General features: G+C 45.5%; 20 protein-coding genes. 3 read left to right on the forward strand and 17 right to left on the reverse strand.

From position 1 onward, the window contains the following. Positions 1-18: 18 nt before the first annotated feature. From NQX30_06265 to NQX30_06345, 17 genes are all read right to left on the reverse strand, one after another. A complete protein-coding gene (locus NQX30_06265; GenBank protein ID MDM5147970.1) occupies positions 19-882 on the reverse strand; it encodes an amino acid ABC transporter permease in 864 nt (287 codons plus the stop codon). Beyond that, entirely contained in the window at positions 879-1,625 is a 747-nt protein-coding gene (locus NQX30_06270; protein ID MDM5147971.1) for an amino acid ABC transporter permease, read from the reverse strand. Before NQX30_06270 ends, NQX30_06265 begins: the two co-directional genes overlap by 4 nt. A gap of 66 nt (positions 1,626-1,691) precedes the next feature. Further along, positions 1,692-2,504, reverse strand: a complete 813-nt coding sequence (locus tag NQX30_06275; GenBank protein MDM5147972.1) for a transporter substrate-binding domain-containing protein — start codon at positions 2,502-2,504, stop codon at positions 1,692-1,694. Positions 2,505-2,824: 320 nt separating this feature from the next. Continuing rightward, the gene (locus tag NQX30_06280) at positions 2,825-3,637 is read right to left on the reverse strand and encodes an SDR family NAD(P)-dependent oxidoreductase (protein MDM5147973.1); all 813 of its coding nucleotides are present in this window, start codon (positions 3,635-3,637) and stop codon (positions 2,825-2,827) included. Between the two features lie 129 nt (positions 3,638-3,766). Beyond that, positions 3,767-4,027 (reverse strand): MoaD/ThiS family protein, encoded by a 261-nt coding sequence (locus NQX30_06285; protein ID MDM5147974.1) that lies wholly within the window; start codon positions 4,025-4,027, stop codon positions 3,767-3,769. Beyond that, positions 4,020-4,529 (reverse strand): molybdopterin-guanine dinucleotide biosynthesis protein B, encoded by a 510-nt coding sequence (gene mobB, locus NQX30_06290; GenBank protein MDM5147975.1) that lies wholly within the window; start codon positions 4,527-4,529, stop codon positions 4,020-4,022. The genes NQX30_06285 and mobB overlap by 8 nt, the downstream gene beginning before the upstream one ends. Then, positions 4,526-4,993: a Smr/MutS family protein gene (locus tag NQX30_06295; protein MDM5147976.1), complete on the reverse strand. Its 468-nt coding sequence runs from the start codon at positions 4,991-4,993 to the stop codon at positions 4,526-4,528. Before NQX30_06295 ends, mobB begins: the two co-directional genes overlap by 4 nt. A 1-nt stretch (position 4,994) precedes the next feature. After that, a complete protein-coding gene (gene trxB, locus NQX30_06300) occupies positions 4,995-5,936 on the reverse strand; it encodes a thioredoxin-disulfide reductase (GenBank protein ID MDM5147977.1) in 942 nt (313 codons plus the stop codon). A gap of 209 nt (positions 5,937-6,145) precedes the next feature. Then, entirely contained in the window at positions 6,146-6,715 is a 570-nt protein-coding gene (locus NQX30_06305) for a molecular chaperone TorD family protein (protein MDM5147978.1), read from the reverse strand. Next, on the reverse strand, positions 6,715-8,232 hold the full coding sequence (locus NQX30_06310) for a 4Fe-4S binding protein (GenBank protein MDM5147979.1): 1,518 nt from the start codon (positions 8,230-8,232) through the stop codon (positions 6,715-6,717). Before NQX30_06310 ends, NQX30_06305 begins: the two co-directional genes overlap by 1 nt. Continuing rightward, positions 8,229-8,762, reverse strand: a complete 534-nt coding sequence (locus tag NQX30_06315; protein MDM5147980.1) for a DUF3306 domain-containing protein — start codon at positions 8,760-8,762, stop codon at positions 8,229-8,231. The genes NQX30_06310 and NQX30_06315 overlap by 4 nt, the downstream gene beginning before the upstream one ends. Then, a complete protein-coding gene (locus tag NQX30_06320) occupies positions 8,759-9,334 on the reverse strand; it encodes a DUF3305 domain-containing protein (GenBank protein MDM5147981.1) in 576 nt (191 codons plus the stop codon). The genes NQX30_06315 and NQX30_06320 overlap by 4 nt, the downstream gene beginning before the upstream one ends. After that, positions 9,318-10,355 carry a formate dehydrogenase subunit gamma gene (locus NQX30_06325; GenBank protein MDM5147982.1) on the reverse strand — a complete coding sequence of 346 codons (1,038 nt, stop codon included), beginning with the start codon at positions 10,353-10,355 and terminating at the stop codon, positions 9,318-9,320. Before NQX30_06325 ends, NQX30_06320 begins: the two co-directional genes overlap by 17 nt. A 12-nt stretch (positions 10,356-10,367) precedes the next feature. Further along, complete coding sequence (locus NQX30_06330) at positions 10,368-10,574, reverse strand: hypothetical protein (GenBank protein MDM5147983.1); 207 nt, start codon at positions 10,572-10,574, stop codon at positions 10,368-10,370. After that, positions 10,574-11,170: a formate dehydrogenase FDH3 subunit beta gene (fdh3B, locus tag NQX30_06335; protein ID MDM5147984.1), complete on the reverse strand. Its 597-nt coding sequence runs from the start codon at positions 11,168-11,170 to the stop codon at positions 10,574-10,576. The genes NQX30_06330 and fdh3B overlap by 1 nt, the downstream gene beginning before the upstream one ends. A gap of 18 nt (positions 11,171-11,188) precedes the next feature. Continuing rightward, positions 11,189-14,062: a formate dehydrogenase subunit alpha gene (locus NQX30_06340; protein MDM5147985.1), complete on the reverse strand. Its 2,874-nt coding sequence runs from the start codon at positions 14,060-14,062 to the stop codon at positions 11,189-11,191. Positions 14,063-14,109: 47 nt separating this feature from the next. Then, on the reverse strand, positions 14,110-14,331 hold the full coding sequence (locus NQX30_06345) for a twin-arginine translocation signal domain-containing protein (GenBank protein ID MDM5147986.1): 222 nt from the start codon (positions 14,329-14,331) through the stop codon (positions 14,110-14,112). 279 nt (positions 14,332-14,610) lie between these two features. On the opposite strand from NQX30_06345, the gene NQX30_06350 reads away from it, so the two are divergent. Genes NQX30_06350 through NQX30_06360 form a run of 3 tightly spaced genes read left to right on the forward strand, consistent with a single transcriptional unit; the run spans position 14,611 to position 18,592 of the window. Then, on the forward strand, positions 14,611-15,540 hold the full coding sequence (locus NQX30_06350) for an ABC transporter substrate-binding protein (GenBank protein ID MDM5147987.1): 930 nt from the start codon (positions 14,611-14,613) through the stop codon (positions 15,538-15,540). A 41-nt stretch (positions 15,541-15,581) separates the two neighbouring features. Beyond that, entirely contained in the window at positions 15,582-16,649 is a 1,068-nt protein-coding gene (locus tag NQX30_06355; GenBank protein ID MDM5147988.1) for a glycine betaine/L-proline ABC transporter ATP-binding protein, read from the forward strand. Between the two features lie 2 nt (positions 16,650-16,651). After that, entirely contained in the window at positions 16,652-18,592 is a 1,941-nt protein-coding gene (locus NQX30_06360; protein ID MDM5147989.1) for an ABC transporter permease subunit, read from the forward strand. Positions 18,593-18,711: the final 119 nt, after the last annotated feature.

The following is an 18,711-nucleotide window of genomic DNA, read 5'->3' on the forward strand; positions in this document are numbered from 1 at the left end:
CCATAAAAACCCACCTTCTTAAGTAACTACTAAAAACTTGCGTTCAAGATACCGCGTCCATCGCCCAATCGGATAACAGTAAATATAGAATAATAGCAACACAAATGAATAAAATGGAATCAATAAATCAGGGCGCCCTCCTTCTGCTGCTAAAGCGCGCCCGGCAAGAGTCATGACCTCCCCTACTCCCACAATAGATGCCAACACAGTAGCCATGGTGAGAATTGAATACAAATTCATCCAAGGAGGAAGCATGCGCTTAACGCACTGTGGCAAGATAACCAACCACATAGTTTGTTGACGAGTGTAACCAAGACTCTCTGCAGCCTCCCACTGTCCACTGGGCAACGATCGTACCGCTCCGCGTACAATCTCCGATACATTTGCCATAACCGGCAATGACAGACCGACAATCGCCTTAAACCAGTCTGGCAAAGGCACAACGACAAAACCCAGATCCAGCTTAAACGGCAACAGATACATTGCAAAAAATAACAAAACTAACCATGGCGCGTTGCGAAAAAATTGAGTAACAAACCAAGAAGTCGGCCGAACCGCTGGCATAAGCGATAACTGCCCCAATCCCAACATCATGCCAACAACTGTTCCCAATGCCATAGCCAGAAAGGAAATTACTAAATTAAAGATAAATCCAGACAGTAACAACGGCATCCACTTCACCAATAGTGTGAAAGGTGAGGCAGCCTGCCCGTCTGTCTCGGCAACACCGAAGCCCGTGAAAAATAGACATATCGCTATAAGCAATAAGGCGTGCCACAATTTCAGTGAAAGTGTAAATTGAGAAGGAACATATGGTTTTGGTGGTAGCATCACCGCCATTGCATATTTGGGAGAAACAGTCTGTATGAGTTTATCGTTCATCGACCAAATCCCGGAATTTGTAATTTTCGCTCACATTTGCTCATACCCCAAACGAGAACTCCAACGAGCAGAAAATAAGCAAGTAAGAGAAATACCATCATTTCCTTAACATTCACATTATCAGACCAAATTTGATTTGCCTCATACAGCATTTCTGGAACCGCTATCGCATAGGCAAGAGTCGTAGTTTTCACCAAATTAACCAGATTGTTATTTAATGCTGGAAGCACCACACGAATGGCGAGAGGTAATGTAACCTCTTTATAAATTTGTAAGCGAGAGAAACCCAGCGCCTCTGCAGCTTCAGTAGTAGATTTTGGCACGGCTTCTATACCAGAACGAAATATCTCAACATTAAAAGCGCCTGCAAAAAAGGATAAGGAGATAGCCGCCCAAGCAAAACTGCCTAATAATGGAGCCTGCCCACCCCAATCGGTTTCAACTTTTGGCAGCAATGTCCCGATAGCAAAATAAAAAAAGTATAGCTGCACAAGCGGAGGGGTATTACGGAATATCTCAATGTATCCATTGACTAGCCGCCGCGTCCACTTAAACGGAGAGCCTTGTAGCCAAGCTCCTACTAACCCGATGATGATAGAAAAAAACAAACACACAATTGATAACCATATAGTCATCAAAAATCCATCAAACATCCGTTTCCGATCAAAGCTATCGTACAAAAATGGAAGATTTATTCCCGTTTCTTGGTAAAAAACCCTAAACCATTCATAGAATGCTTCCATCAAAAAATCTCATGTAGTCAGGTAAAAAGCCGGCAGAGCAAAATAGCCCTGCCAACCCTAAATTATTTATTTGTATTTGTCATACATTGCTTTCGCAAAAGGTGTGTTTGTAACCCCCCACTTCATTTCCAGCTCAAGAATACGACCAGATTTATGCCATTCAATAACCATATCGCTCATAAGTTTGTAGAAAGCATCTTCACCAAGCTGAACGGCAAGCCCCCAAGGAGCATCATCAATGGTCGGAAGAGGCATCTCATAATCTGCCCACTCTGGTTCAGCAGTCAAAGCAACGATAGCAGAATCATCATAGACATAGGCTGCACAGTTACCTGCTTGTAAAGCAGAAAGCGCTTCTGCTGTTCCCTTAAAAGCAATGATTTCTGCACCATATTTGGCCTTAGTTCGTTTATTATAAAAAGCACCTTGAATACCGCAAACCGGTATGCCATCAAGATCAGTCCATTCTTTAAAGCCATTTGATTTGAGGGATAAAATATTGGTACCAGAAGAATAATAATTTGGATCTACGATATAAACCTTCTTACGACGATCTGGTTTGTCGGTCATGGTCGCTATCATCAAATCAATTTTTCCTTGCTCCAAAAATTCCATTCTGTTAGAGCTAACTACTGGAACAAATTCAACATCAACGCCGAGTTTGGCTGCCACCTCTTGAGCGAGTTCTGGCTCAATACCAACAACATTACCCGATTCATCAAGAAAGCCATAAGGTTTGTAGTCAGCTTTTACGCCAACTTTCAAAACTCCTCGTTCTTTAACATCATCAAGCACATCTGCAGAAGCAACTGTAGACGCCAGCATAACTGTTGCTAAAGCTGCCAATCCGGCCAATGGTTTCAAGGTGTTTTTCAACATACATTTCTCCTCATATAAGTTAGATGAACAATGTATTTATTATATGCATATTAACCATCTTCGTAAAAATAATAGCTACAAACTCAAACTCGGAAATAATATTGCATTATTACAAGGTAAATATCTGCACCAAAAATCTATCCGCAATATCCGCCAGCAATTTTTATTTCTAGCGATACTTCTGCACCTCGCTCAAATATGAGCATTATTCAGGCGACATACGTTATTTCATTGCGAGTAAAATATTCAACCGTTCTGTTATTCTGATTACCCACTCATAAAATTTTGTTATGTGGAGATTTTTAGCGGATTATGTATTTTTATTTGTTAAGCAATTTAGCCAAAATTGTCTCAATAACACGCACAATCTCTTGAGATTTTTTGGGATTGAGCGCATCAGGATGAGGCGAAGCAAATTGCCCCGAATCGTTGTCAAAATACTGACCAGAAGCAACTGCGAATTCGTCTGACAAAGCCGCGCGAGTTAGTATTTCCGAACCTATGCGGATATCGCCGCCAGCTACTCCAAATGCCTGCTTCACCATTTTGCTACCAAGCATTGAACCAGGATTAACTGCGACAATAGCCGGACCGCCATCCTTTAGAGCAAGCGCCATACTGTAAGACCACATTGTGATCGCTAGTTTGCTTTGTGCATAGGCAGTACTGTCGGATAGCTTGACCTGTCCGATTAACGCTTCTATATCAACAGCAGACTGAGCAGCCGAAGAAACATTAATGACTCGTCCCGATATCCCGAGAAGTGGTAAAAGTCGTTGCGTAAGCAAATAAGGTGCTATCGTATTGACAGCAAATCGTATGTCAAGGCCATCTTGAGTAACAGCATTAGGTGTTTTATAAACGCCTGCATTGTTAATTAACGCATCAAGTTTAACGTCCTTTTCTGCTATCGTTTTCGCAAGTGTCTCCACATCAGCTATGCACGACACGTCAGCGACATAGCTTTCAACGAGACCACTTCCCGGTAGGGTAAGGAGCGTTTTTTTCACTTCCTCTAGTTTTGTATGGTTGCGCCCATGCAATAAAACGTGGTGTCCCATAGAGACTAACACCTTTGCCGCCTCCAACCCAATGCCGTCGGTTGAGCCCGTAATTAAAATAGTTTTTTGCATGGTTTTATTCCTTTTTTATACTTCACTTACGCATTTTTCTATGACAACAAAATTATGTCTCCATTTTATTTAGTTAAGCACAATGGTGATTGTGTTTCATGATAGAAAATAAAATTACTCTATCTCTTTTTAACCACCAGTGATCGGCGGAAAAATCGCTACTTCTGCACCATCATAAACAGCATCAACCAACTTGGCAAAACGCCGATCAATAGCATAAGCCAGCGCCCGATTACCACTCAACTCTTCCGCCCACACACCGCCACGAGCTGTTAATACAGAGATAACGTCTACTAGCGTCGCCGATGGCACATTCAATTGCAACGTTTCACCTTCGCTTTGCAATACCTCACGCAGCCGACCAAAAAATAATAACTGAATATTAATCATTGGTCGCTATTTGTCCGATAATAAAATCGGCTACCACGTCGATGTCGTTAAGTGGCAACAAAGGGCAAGCAAATTGCGGCAGCTCATCATCGTCCGTCGCCACTGCCACCACATGTGCATTATTAGCTGCAATGGGCACCCCACCTCCCTGCCGCCGCCAAACTTCCAACTTGGGCAGCGGCGCATCTTTGTAGCCTTCAACCAAAATCAGATTGCACTTCGAGTCAAAACGTGCACACATGGCAAACACATCCGGTTCGGTGTCGCCATCATCATGTTCGTGCATCAACGCCCAGCGGCGTGAAGAAGAAATAGCAACTTCAAAACATCCCGCTTGGCGAAAACGCCACGAGTCTTTCCCCTCGGTATCAATATCAAAATTGTGGTGTGCGTGTTTGAGCACGCCAACAACAAAACCGCGCTGTCGTAACACCGGCACCAGTCGCTCAATCAAGGTTGTTTTACCGCTACCAGACCAGCCGGTAATACCAAATAACTTCATCTTTCGCTATACCTTAACAACACGCGCACTGCACCGGCATTATCGTTTGGTGAAGCGTATCCCAATATATGCGGCGTTTTACACAGCCACTTACGTACTTTGTCTCGCAACACTGCCCGCCCTTCGGCATTGTGCAAGCCACGCCCGTGTATGATTTCCAAATGTCGCTCACCAGTATTTAACGCAGTCGTTATAAAAAGGTCCAGCGCTTCATGCGCTTCTTTTGCCGTTTTACCGTGCAAGTCAATTACCATCGTTGGCGCTTGGCGCAATAATTTTCGCAACCGGCGAGCATCAACACCATTGCGCAAAAATTCGTGTTTATCAACATAAGCATCTTCGTTGCCAGCGTCAGGCGCCAACACGGAGGACAATGTATTTTTCTGAACCGGTAATGTGTCGTGAATAAGCGGTAATGGCGCAATGCCTTCCTTGCGTACAATGTCAGCAAATTTTTCTGCCACGTTAACCTTCTAAAAAGCGCTGTGCGTCCAATGCCGCCATGCAACCAGTGCCGGCACTGGTTACCGCCTGCCGATAAATGCTATCTTGCACGTCACCAGCAGCAAAAACCCCGTCAACACTGGTGGCAGTAGCCATACCATCAGAACCACTGCGAGTACGAATATAACCATCACGCATGTCTAGCACACCCTCAAACAAAGACGTATTAGGCGTATGTCCGATAGCAATAAAAACACCGTCTATCGCCATATCGTGAGCGACACCGACGGTGGTGCACAGGCGGGCGCCATTGACACCGCGTTCATCGCCCAATATTTCTTCCAGTCTCTGTTCAAACAAAATATTTATATTGCCATCTTTAGCGCGCGCGAATAATTTATCTTGCAGAATTTTTTCGGCACGTAATGAGTCGCGCCGATGCACCAACGTTACTTCAGCGGCAATATTAGCCAGATACAACGCTTCTTCCACGGCTGTATTGCCTCCGCCGACTACCAACACTTTTTGCCCTTTAAAGAAAAAACCATCACAAGTGGCACACGCCGAAACTCCACGCCCCAAAAAGCGGCGCTCAGATTCCAATCCCAAATATTTTGCCGCCGCGCCGGTAGTGATAATTAGCGAATCGCATTCATATGTCGTCGAGTTACCGACAAGCCGCAATGGCCGGCAGGAAAAATCTACCGATTGAATATGGTCTTGAACCAATTGCGCACCAAAGTGTAGTGCGTGTTTTTGAAAACGATCCATCAGTTCTGGACCTTGCACTCCCTCGGCATCTGCTGGCCAGTTGTCTACATCGGTGGTGGTGGTAAGTTGACCACCAGGCTGAATACCAGCGACAACAAGAGGCTCCAAATTTGCCCGTGCCGCATACAGAGCTGCTGTCCAACCTGCAGGACCAGAGCCCAAAATTAATAATTGTGTGCGTGTAATATCCATTAATAAGTACTGTTCTCCATTAATTTTAAAAAATCTTCTAATTAATTTTATCAAACAGCATATATTTCAGCTCTATGATTAATGAAAAATAGTGTTTCAGATGCAATAAAAAAATCATTATCACCAAATTTTAAAAGTGATTTTAGGTACATTAATGTTAAATTATTTTATTAGATTATATTTTTATCTATTTATAAATTCATCTTTTTTTATATTGGCATAGAAAAATATCGTTTTTCAAAGTGCATTAACGCAGTGCCAAAATTGCCAGCGGCACGATAAAAGTCGCTTGCTGCCTGCGCGCTCACATCTTCAAAAAATATTTCTATCCATTTAGATAAGTGCGCGTCAAATATTTTTTTTTGTCGCGCAAAAGCATCAGGACGAGACTCGGCACATAATAGTGCCATCAGCTCACACAGTACCGCAGCATGATCTTCCGGTTCAACAACATTTTTTTGCCTAGTAATTCCCAACATATCTAGATCATTTCGCAGCAGTACCAACGGTTTTTCCATCATACTGCCAGTTATGTGCCAAGAGCCATATGGCACCACTTTACCGCGTCCTAACCCGATAAATAATTCATGATAGTCATCTGCCAAATTTTCGTCAGTAGTAGCAGCAACGATTAATGCTGATAATGTTTTTGCGCAATCATCATTAGCCTCCGGCTTAGGAAGAGTAGCTATATCGTTTAATAAGCTCAAATCCGGAGGCGCCCGCAGCACAGCAGCCAGTAAAGCATAACTATTTGCGCGAGCCCCCTCTTCCGACATTAACCGCCCTTACCGTCAAACATATCGCGCACTCGGCACTCCTCACACAAACGCAATCGACGCTGAGATTTTTCGTCTTGAAACATCCAATGAGATTTTAATTTTTCTTCAATCCGCCCAACAATACGCTCAGTGGCAAAAGGCTTACTGCATTCCAGACACAGTAACGGCTTGTCTTCGTTAAGCAAGCGTGCCTGCCGCCGCAAACCAGAATCAACAAGCAAGCGAGGCTTGAGTGTGATAGCATTTTCCGGACACGCTACCTCACATAGACCACACTGTACGCAATTTTCTTCTACAAATAGCAACCGTGGCGTGGTCCCACCAGCGCGAACTGCTGACACCGGACATGCTCCAGCACAGGCCATACACAGCGTACATTTTTTGGCATTTACGGTGATTTCACCAAACATTGCCCCCATCGGCAGATCAATGGGCAAATCTACGACTGCCGGAGCGGCGGTTAACAAATGATTAAATGCCATAAAAAACATACGTCGTTTTTCATTATCAGGAGCGAAACTTGCAGGTGCCGCTAATGCAGTATGCGCTTCCGCCGTTATGTCAGAAACGTTTTCTAACACGGTAACCGCACAACGATAGCCCAAAGCGTCCAATATTATTTTCACAATGTGTTGTTGCTCCTGAGCCAGTGCCGCCAGCCTTGTGTTATCGGCATACAGAAAAACATGCGCTGCACCATAAGCCAGTGCGCACAGCCATATTTCCAACCCAATGGCACCGACTTCTTCCACTGCAATAGGTAACACCTCTGGCGCCAGTTTTGCAGCACGAATATCGGCAGCACAGTCTGCCGCATAAAACAACAATGTCGGCGCTCCACTATCATGTTTGCCGTAGGCAGTAATAGCTGCTCGCAATGCCTGCAGCGTGTCTTGCGGTGGCGGATAAGCATAGCGCATAGCACCACTGGGACAAGTCATCACGCAGCCGCCACAACCTTGGCATAAATAAGAATTAACTTCTACTTTATCGCCTACCGATACAATTGCTCCCGTAGGACAAGCGTCAAGACAGCGAGTGCACCCCGTTTTACCATTTGCTCCGTGCGCACACAATGACTTCTGATATTGAAAATATCGCGGCTTATGAAAAGTTCCGCGCATATCAAGCACCTGCTGTAGCGCCTCTTGACCCGATTGTGCCATGGAAAAATACCCCAAAGGCAGCGTGGTCAGCGTCGGATTAACCATCTGCACAAGTGGTGGTGAGAAAAAATCCAACACCGAGTCGACGGTTATGTTTTGTTCTCCCTGCTGAATAACAAAAGCACCTAAATGACCGTTAATCGAACGAATTTCGCTATCAGTGTTACCAATAATTACAGTTGACGATAATTCTGGTGGTAGATTGGAAGCGGCGTTCTCGGCTTCCTCTACCGCCTCTGCCGGCGCGACAATACCAATACGCCCGCGCGATACGAATTCCACTAAATCGGTGGGAGCCGGACGAACCAACGCTAAAGCATCCATCGCGGCGCGATAGGCAGCAGTCATATTGTTCGCTCGCTTTCATTTGTCTCACTGGTTGTCTCATCTACCTCGCCGACATCAATCGTCTCAACATCATCGCTCGTATCGTCTTCAAAATCCAGGTTAGCGTCACTACTTGTTGGCGACGCCTCCTCTTTCGCTTGCATCTCGTCATAACGCGCCCTCCAACGGCGATATTCGGCAGTAATCACATCACCAAGCGGTTGAAAAGCTGTGAAATCATCATCATAATCATCTAGTCCATCACGCACGTTAAAACGCTCGGACAGAAAAATTTTGCGAAAAGCTTTACGCTTAAGTGCATCACTAACTCCAGAAGACATAAACGGGCTGATATTGCTATCCGATTGCAGTGACTCTACTAACGGCATATCATCATCGGTCAGCGGCGGTATTTCGTTCACCTCCGTTGCTTCTGCACTCTCAGCCGTTAACGGAACCTGTTCTGCTTCACGTTTGCGACGCGACCAGCGAGAAAAAACACTTTCTTCTTTCAGCTCCTCCGGCGACGCGATTTTATTTTCACTTGTCATATGCGTCGCCGCACTTTTTTGGGTTGAGGTTGGTAATATTTGACGACAAATTGCTCCAATATTGTACCCAGCCAAACCGGCAAAGGAGTGGCAAAAACCCTGTCATCGACTTCACCATGTCCTGCCGCCTCTTCTCCAGAAGCAGTGACACGTATAGGCTCCGTACCACTTCCCTCCTCCTCACGGCAAATTACAAATAGCTGCGGGTGAGGGCTACTTAAATTTGCCCAGTAGCTTTCAGCTGATTCTTTTTGCAATACCAGTGGTATTCCATGCCAAACAGCTATTCGTTGATTATCGTCACTCTGCTGTAATACTTCGTGGCGTACTATTAGCGACGGCGAGCGCGCTAAACCGATTAATTCCGCTTTTTCATATTGCCACCCATTCATCGTTGCTGGACAAAACGCCAATGTCACTGACAAAGGAATAGTTTCACCAAGAGACGGCATCATTTTTTTGTCGTCAAGGTCAAACTCACTATCATAAAACCATTTTGTAGATGCTCCAGAAAAATTTAGTGGTTGACAATAAAAATTGTCGTTTAACAACACATTAATTTTTTTCAGCAACCGGTTCTTCAGCAACCGAAGATGAAGACGACTCATTGCCTCCTTGTTTCATTTCTTCCAACCACAAGTCATGATGTTGCTCAGCCCATTCTTCACTCACGTAGCCAGTTGTCATACCTTCTAACGCGCCTTCAGTACCTAATGTGCCAATATAAATATGTCCTAGAGCAACGGCTATCCAACCGATAGACAAAACTGCATGAATAATATTGGCGATTTGCATAGTCTCTCGCCCTTGTTGAAAATTCGTAAAATCCATTATCAAACCACTCGCACACGCGGCAACGCCAACAGTGCTGATAAGCCAAAACCAAATTTTTTCGCCACCATTCATACGACCGGCATGAGGGTGTGCGCCGTCGCCAAATAAACCACCCCATTTTTTGAGCCATTCCCAATCTTCCGGCTTAAATATATTGTGGCGCATCCACAATACAATCAATACAGCTAACAATACCGAAAACAGTGGCCCTAGATAATTGTGCACATCTTTGGCTAACGAGGCATAGGCAGCAAAGGCATCTTTACCCACAATAGGAATTAGTAACGCTCGACCAAACAGTAAGCTAAGACCAGTAATCGCCAATACAATAAACAAAAATGCTACCGAAAAATGCAACGCTCGCTCATAAGCTTTCCAGCGCAATACTTTGCGTCCAGAAAGCGGCTTAGTAACCTTTTTTTTTCCCTTCAAGAAATGAAACAGCACCAACATAGAAAAAACAACTAATAATAGCCATGGCATAAAATTTGCCACCCAACCATTACGAATACGCCGCCAATCTTGACCTCCGTCATTGATTAATACTCCCGCTTCGCGCCCTTGCGCAGTGGTGTAGCCCTCGTTGCTTTGTCGCACTTCACGCCAATAATCAGCGCGAGGATTATTATCTGTAAATTCTGCCGCCGTTGCCGCACCATCAGTTAGCAATAAACCAGAAAATGGCACCAACAACGATAGCGAAAAGATAAAAACTAATGAATAAACGGCAATGCGCTGCCGGCGTTTTATTGATGACATAACGAATTTTCCTTATCGGTCGGTTTGCACTGTTTTAAACCGCTCTCGTAATGCTGCCAGTTGATCATCATTGGGTTGCATAACAGCAGTAGAGTCAGTTTTTCCTTTGTATTGACCGGGCTCGTGAATTTTTACATCAGAAGACTCGTAACACCCTGAAAGCAACAAGGCAAACGACAACATAAAAATATTACGCCAAGCGACCATGACCAGTCTCATTAGCTTTGATTGTCGCCATAAGCTTTATCCCAACCCCAAGTTTGTGGGCGACCGCTGCGCTTTAAACTACGTTGGCGAAAAATATCAGCTACTTCGTCACCATCACCAGCAAGTAAAGCCTTGGTTGCACACATTTCAGCGCACAATGGTAATTTACCCTCTGCTAGACGATTACGTCCGTATTTTTCCACTTCAGCTGCTGAATGATCATCTTCAGGCCCGCCTGCACAAAAAGTGCATTTGTCCATTTTGCCGCGCACACCAAAAGCCTCTTCCTGCGGATATTGTGGTGCGCCAAAAGGACAGGCGTACAAGCAATATCCACAACCGATACATTGGTCTTTGTCGTGCAGCACAACGCCATCGGCAGTTGTATAAAAACAATCTACCGGACACACCGCCGCGCAAGGAGCGTCTGTGCAATGCATACAGGCGACCGAAACGGATTTTTCCTTTTCTTCCTCGCCATCAGCAATCGTTACCACTCGGCGACGATTGACTCCCCACGGCACGTCGTGCTCGTTTTTACAAGCTGTTACGCAACCGTTGCATTCTATGCACCGCTCAGAATCACATAAAAATTTCATTCTTGCCATGATGTTCTCCTTTGACGATTACGCCGCATCAATACGGCACAAAGATGCTTTGGTTTCTTGCATCTGTGTGACCGAATCGTAACCATAAGTAAAAATTGTGTTGCATGCTTCGCCACGCACATAGGGGGCAGCGCCTTCGGGATATTTATCCAACAAATCTTTACCCTGAAACCAGCCGCCAAAATGGAACGGCGTGAACACTACATTGCGTTCCACCCGTGGTGTGATAAAAGCCGCCACCTTAATACGGGCACCTTCTGGACCTTCCATCCACACCATTTGTCCGTTTTTGATTCCCAAGTCATTGGCATTTGCAGGATTAATTTCCACAAACATTTGCTGTTGTAGCTCTGCCAGCCAGCGGTTGGAGCGAGATTCTTCACCACCTCCTTCATATTCCACCAATCGCCCACTGGTGTGTACCAATGGATAACGAGCAGCATGGTCGGTGCTTTGTACAGACTGGTAGCGCGTCGGCAACCGATAAAACGAACGCCGATCTTCGTAAGTGGGATATTTTTGCACCAAATCACGACGCGGCGAATATAACGGCTCACGGTGAATCGGTACCGGATCAGGAAACGTCCACACCACAGCTCGTGCCTTAGCATTACCAAACGGTGGCGCACCATGATTAATTGAAACCCGCTGAATACCGCCAGATAAATCTGTCTTCCAATTTTTTCCCTCAGCAGCAACTTTTTCGTCAGGTGTTAGCTCGTCCCACCACCCCAGTTGCTTGAGCATGTCAGCGGTAAATTCGGGATGACCGTCGCGGATTTCTGATCCGAGCGGATAAGAATCTTCAGCCAGTAAGTTAACGCCTTCACGTTCAACACCAAAACGTGCACGAAATGCCAAACCGCCTTCCGCCACCTTTTTACTAGTATCGTAAAGAATAGGCGTTCCCGGATGTTTATTTTCTGGCGTTCCCCAGCAGGGCCAAGGCATACCATAGTATTCACCATCCAATGGACCGCCTTCCGCACGCAAAGTGGTTTTGTTAAATGTACCGCGATTCTCGGCGTGTTCACGCAAGCGCTCTGGACTTTGACCGGTATAACCTATCGTCCACATGCCGCGATTAAATTCACGCGTAATGTCTTCAATTAACGGCTCTTCATCATTAACTTTAATATTGACAAAAAGCTCTTTATCAAAGCCTAATTTTTTAGCAAATTTTTGCATGATGATTTGGTCAGGTTTTGACTCAAATAACGGCTCTATTACCTTGTCACGCCATTGTATGGAGCGGTTGGACGCTGTTACTGAACCGTAAGTTTCAAACTGCGTACACGCCGGTAGCAAATAAGTATTGTCAGTGCGATCATTCATCACCGCCGCATGAGTCGGATAAGGATCAACGATGACCAACGTATCCAATTTTTCCATCGCTTCTTTCATATCTAAGCCGCGAGTTTGGCTGTTAACAGCGTGTCCCCACAGTACCACAGCGCGGAAATTATCTTTTTGAGCAATATTTTCCTTATCTTCCAAAATTCCATCAACCCACCGCGATACCGGAATACCCTTAGTATTCATTGGTGATTTATCACCTTCGTACGGAGTGGAATCAAAACGCTTTTGCAACCACTCATAATCTACATCCCACACGCGAGCCCAATGCTTCCATGCCCCCACCGACAAACCATAGTAGCCGGGTAATGTATGTGACAATATACCCAAGTCGGTGGCACCTTGCACATTGTCGTGACCGCGAAAAATATTAGCACCACCACCAGAAACACCAATATTGCCCAGTGCAAGCTGCAACACACAGTAAGCACGAGTGTTATTGTTACCGACAGTGTGTTGGGTACCACCCATGCACCAGACAATAGTACCGGGACGATTTTCTGCCAAAATCTTAGCTGCCTCTCGTACGGCGGCTTCAGAGGCACCGGTAACATTTTCCACCTCATCCGGCGTCCACTTAGCAACTTCATTGCGAATGTCATCCATGCCATACACACGCTGCTGAATGTAACTAGAGTCTTCCCATTTATTTTCAAAAATATGCCACAGCATGCCCCATATCAAAGGCACATCAGTGCCCGGGCGTAACCGCACATATAAATCAGAATGCGCTGCCGTTCGAGTATAGCGCGGATCACAAACGATTATTTTGGCGCCGTTTTCTTTACCTCGCAAAATGTGTTGCATAGCGACAGGATGAGCCTCGGCAGCATTAGAACCAATAAAAAATATTGCCTTGGCGTTATGCATATCATTGTACGAATTAGTCATAGCACCATAGCCCCATGTGTTGGCAACGCCAGCAACTGTAGTGGAATGACAAATCCGCGCCTGATGGTCTACATTATTAGTTCCCCAAAACGCGGCAAATTTACGAAACAGATAAGCTTGCTCATTGCTAAATTTTGCCGAGCCCAGCCAAAATACTGAATCCGGACCAGATTCTTCGCGTATCTGCAACATTTTGTCGCCGATTTCATTTATCGCTTCATCCCACGACAACCGTTTCCATTTACCGCCTTCCAACTTCATCGGGTATTTAAGCCGCCGTTCACCGTGACCATGTTCGCGCACCGATGCACCTTTAGCGCAGTGTCCACCTAAATTAAAAGGAGAATCATAGTCCGGTTCCTGTCCGGTCCAGATACCATTTTGCACTTCGGCGATAACTCCACACCCGACAGAACAGTGCGTGCAAACTGAACGACGAATTTCGACCGGCGCGCCAAGATTTTCAATTCGGGCGTCAGCACGTGCTTCCAACATTTTGGGAGTCACCGCTAATGCCGCACCACCGAGCGCCGTTAAACCGGAGCGATGCAAAAATTCACGGCGGGTAATTGCATCTCCGACCAGTGCGTGGATTGCAGATGTGGTTGTTTTAGGATTAGCGTCCGTTTTTGTTAGTTTAGCCATTTGATATGCTCCATTTAAGTGCAGTTTGTATTGGACTATAAATAAAATTAAACGCGCCGCGCACTGTCATAGTAACGGCGGATATGTTCAGTCTCGCGATATCCTTGATGCTTTTTGGCCTCTGGCAATGTAGACAATCGTCCCGCCGCTACTGCCTCTCCGGAGACTACAGACGCAGCCCCACCGGAAAGCAATGCTGCCTTTAAAAAGCCTCGCCTTGATATCGCCTCCTTATCGGTTTCGCTTGTCTGGCGAATATTTTTTTTCATGATACTTCCTCTCTCTGAATTCATGATAGTTTCCCATAAACTAATTTCGGAAGTTATAACATAATTTTCATATGCAAACAAATCTTTAACTCGGCAATATATATTTCCATTAGCAGAAAGACAAAAAGAACGGTACAAATAAAAAAATAGCGTCACCGGAATTTCACTTTATCTACCCTACTCTGCCGAAATTTGTTTGCATGTTTATGTTTTTTTTCTGCTAGACTTGAAACTTCTTTTTTATTATCTATTATATTTATCTACCATAGGACAAAAAAAATGAAAAAACTACTCACTATTGCGGTGCTGTCGTGTGCCTTATCAACTGTCGCACATGCCGATTCCGATGACCCCATCAAAATACCTATTCACAATTGGTCAAGCCAGATTGTTGGCGCCTACATCGTCGGCAAAATTCTCAACGAGAACGGTCGCGAAGTGGAATTTGTACCTGCCGATAGCCAAGCAGTGTATCAATCCATGTGCGAAGGCGACATAGACTTAGTGCACGAAGTATGGGAAGGTGCATTTGGCGAAAACTTTGAAAAAGTTGTCGCCGAAGGTTGCGTAGTTGATGTTGCTACTCACGATGCTAAAACTCGTGAAGAGTGGTGGTATCCAGATTACGTAGAAGAGCAATGCCCGGGTCTACCCGACTGGGAAGCACTCAACGCCTGTGCAGAAATATTTTCCACACCAGAAACTGCACCCAAAGGACGTTTTTTGGCAGGTCCTGCTGATTGGCTTAAAAACGATGACAAGCGAGTAAAAGGTCTCGGTATCAATTTTGAAGTCGTTAATGCCGGACAAGCCGCTGCGTTGTGGGCAGAACTCAAGTCTGCTTCCGATGCCAAACGTCCGATTGTGCTTTTCAACTGGACACCTAACTTCGTGGAAGCGCTCTATAAAGGTAAATTTATTGAGTTTCCAGAACATGGCGAAGGATGCACCACCGACCCATCTTGGGGCATTAACCCGAATGAGGTTTACGACTGTGGCAACCCCAAAGGTGGCTACCTCAAAATCGGAGTATGGCAAGGCTTTGCCGACAAGTACCCCGAAGCCTATAAAGTGGTACAAAAAATCAACTTCAACAATTTGGACGTAGCAGTGATGGCCAAATTGGTGGATATTGATGAAATGGAGCCGGAAGCTGCTGCCGAGATGTGGTTGCAAGAAAACGCCGGTAAGTGGAAGTCTTGGCTGTAAGCCACTTCACTATTAAATTTGTCTAAAAAAAAGGCGGCTTTATGCCGCCTTTTTTCAATCAAAAAATGACTGATACACAAACACCTATTATGTCATGTCGCCATGTATGGAAGCTTTATGGCGATGATCCAGCAGCCTTTATGCTTCAACACAATACGACTCCCTCTGCCGACGCCATTAAGCAAGCCGGTTATATTGCCGCCGTACGTGATGTATCACTAGACGTACAAGCAGGAGAGATCCTTGTTATTATGGGGCTATCGGGGTCGGGCAAGTCCACTTTGGTACGCTGCTTGTCGCGATTGATTGAACCAACTGGCGGTGACATTTTTTTTGAAAATAGCAATTTATTACAAGCTACAGCAGCAGAGCTAACTAAATTACGGCGCCACCGGATGGGCATGGTTTTTCAAAATTTTGCTCTTTTTCCACACCGCACTGTCTTGCAAAATATCGCCTTTCCACTAGAAGTACAAGGCGTTGAATACCGGCAGCGGACTGCGGCAGCCATGGCGATGTTAGAACTCGTTGGTCTACACGGACGCGAAAATTATTATCCACGCGAATTATCTGGTGGACAACAGCAGCGCGTAGGCATTGCTCGTTCACTAGCAGTCAAACCTGATTTGTGGTTTTTAGATGAACCCTTTTCAGCACTGGACCCGTTGATTCGTCGCGAAATGCAAAATGAATTTTTACGTCTGCAATCAATGCTGCACAAATCCATTGTTTTTATCACTCACGATTTTGACGAGGCAATTCGCCTAGCCGACCGCATTGCCATCATGTATGAAGGTAGCGTGGTTCAAATCGGAACGCCAGAAGAGCTAACGCTACGTCCACGCACCGATTATGTGCGTGAGTTTATTAAAGATATTGCGCGCGAACAAATTATTACTGTCGGCAGTCTGATGGAATCAGCAAACGGAATAGACACTGCGGACACTTCCGTTGCCGCTACCGATACTTTGGCAGCAGCAGCCAAAACAATAATAACCGCGAATAAGCCAACACGGGTAACGGATAGCGACAACAACACTGTCGGCGTAATATACCGAGAAAAAGTGCTGACAGCACTGTTTGAACCAGCAGCAACTTCATCGGATTGAACGTGCTGCCGCCAGCATTTCAAGCAGTGCGCCCACTGTTGATATTGTTACCTTTTGCCGCCCTACTAGCGTTAAAGCCGTGGCTTCCGGAATGGGCAATTGTGTGGCCAGAAAATCTTGTTCCGCCCCTCATTGATTGGATTAATGCGGTAACAGATTTTTTGCGAAAGGAAAAACTCGTCGCCGGACTCACTTTTAAAGACATGACACGTGCTACGGCAAAAACCATTGAATGGCCGCTAAATGCAACCAACTATTTATTTGTCAAAGGTTTTGGCGAAGTGCCGCCACTGCCGTGGCTTACGGTAGTAGGCTTAGCGGCGGTACTGGGTTGGTGGCTCAAGGGCTGGAAAATTGCACTACTGGGCGGCTTTTGTATTTTTTATTTTGCGCTGTTTGGTAAATGGAAACTTTCCATGACTACTTTATCCGCCGTGCTCGTAGCAGCAACTCTAGCAGGCATCATCGGACTTGCACTGGGTATTATCGCGGCGCGACGACGGCGATTTGAACTGACGTTGTTACCAATACTCAATGTCATGCAAACATTACCTCATTTTTCTTACCTAATTCCAATCGCCGTTTTTATCGGCATTTCTCACAAAGCAGGCGTTATCGCTACCATTCTTTTTGCTATTCCTCCCATGACAAGGCTCACGCTACTAGGAATGCGAAGCGTACCAGCGGAAGTGCGAGAAGCCGGACTCATGGCCGGTTGCACACCTCGGCAAATGTTGTGGAAAGTAGAGCTGCCAGCTGCACGCGATTCGTTGATGGTCGGCGTTAATCAAGTTATCATGCAATGTTTGGCAATGGTAGTCATTGCCTCTTTTGTCGGCACCAAAGGGTTGGGACAAGATTTACTGTTTCGCCTGCAGTCATTACGCATCGGTCAAGCACTAGAAAACGGTATCGCCATTGTTTTTATGGCAATAACACTGGATCGGATGAGCATGGCACTGGCACACAAACAGCCGACATATTTACCTGCTGGCCCGTTTTGGAAAAAGCATCCGGCACTCACAGCAGCGGGAATAGTTATTGCCGTCACTTTTGCCTTAGCAGCACTCACTCCGTATGCTCAAGCGTTTCCCAAATCACTCACTATCACCACTGCCCCATTTTGGGACGGCCTAGTAGATTATGTCACGCAGAATTTTTTTGAAGCACTATCGTTTTATCGAGATGGATTTTTGGTGTATGTGTTAATTCCACTCCGCTCGGCATTTCAATGGCTGCCATGGTTAGCGGTACTAGCACTCGTAGCAGGAGTCAGTTGGAAACTTATCGGCCCGCGAAAAGCAATCATTCCTTGTCTGCTACTGCTGTTTATCGCTTTTTCTGGATTTTGGCCACGCGCTCTTATCACCGCCTACACAGTAACATTCGCCGTTATCGTGTGCGTATTTTTTGGCGTGCCGCTGGGCGTGTGGGCAGCATCTTCAGCACGGCGAGCAAAAATTGCCAATTTTTTGTGCGACACTTTTCAAACTTTTCCATCGTTCATTTACTTAATTCCGGTTATCATGCTCTTTCGTGTCGGTGATGTCGCTGTTATTACTGCCATTGTCATCTATGCGATTATTCCCGCGGTACGCTACACCGTATTTGGGTTGAGCAAGGTGCCTCCACAAACAATTGAAGCAGCACAGATGTCTGGTTGCACACCAACCCAAATGCTATGGAAAGTGCGCCTACCGCTGGCGTTTCCAGAAATCATGCTGGGTGTTAATCAAACGATTATGTTCAGCCTCTTTATGGCCATTATTGCGGCTTTCATCGGCACCAACGACTTGGGACAAGAAATGTTTCGCGCCATGGCGTTTAGCGACATTGGTAAGGCATTAGTTATCGGTTTGTGCGTGTCGTGTATGGGGCTGATAGCCGACCGACTCATCACTGGCTGGGCAGCAGAACGAAAACAACAATTGGGACTTACCTAATTACTAAATAAAGTACTCACATACAATCCTTGAGTCTTACTTACAGACAATAGAAACACCTTATGTATGGACTTTGACTACAAATAAAAATACGCTTGGAAAAGAAAAGTTATATTTGT

The organism is Candidatus Persebacteraceae bacterium Df01 (assembly GCA_030386295.1).
GTDB lineage: Bacteria > Pseudomonadota > Gammaproteobacteria > Tethybacterales > Persebacteraceae > Doriopsillibacter > Doriopsillibacter californiensis.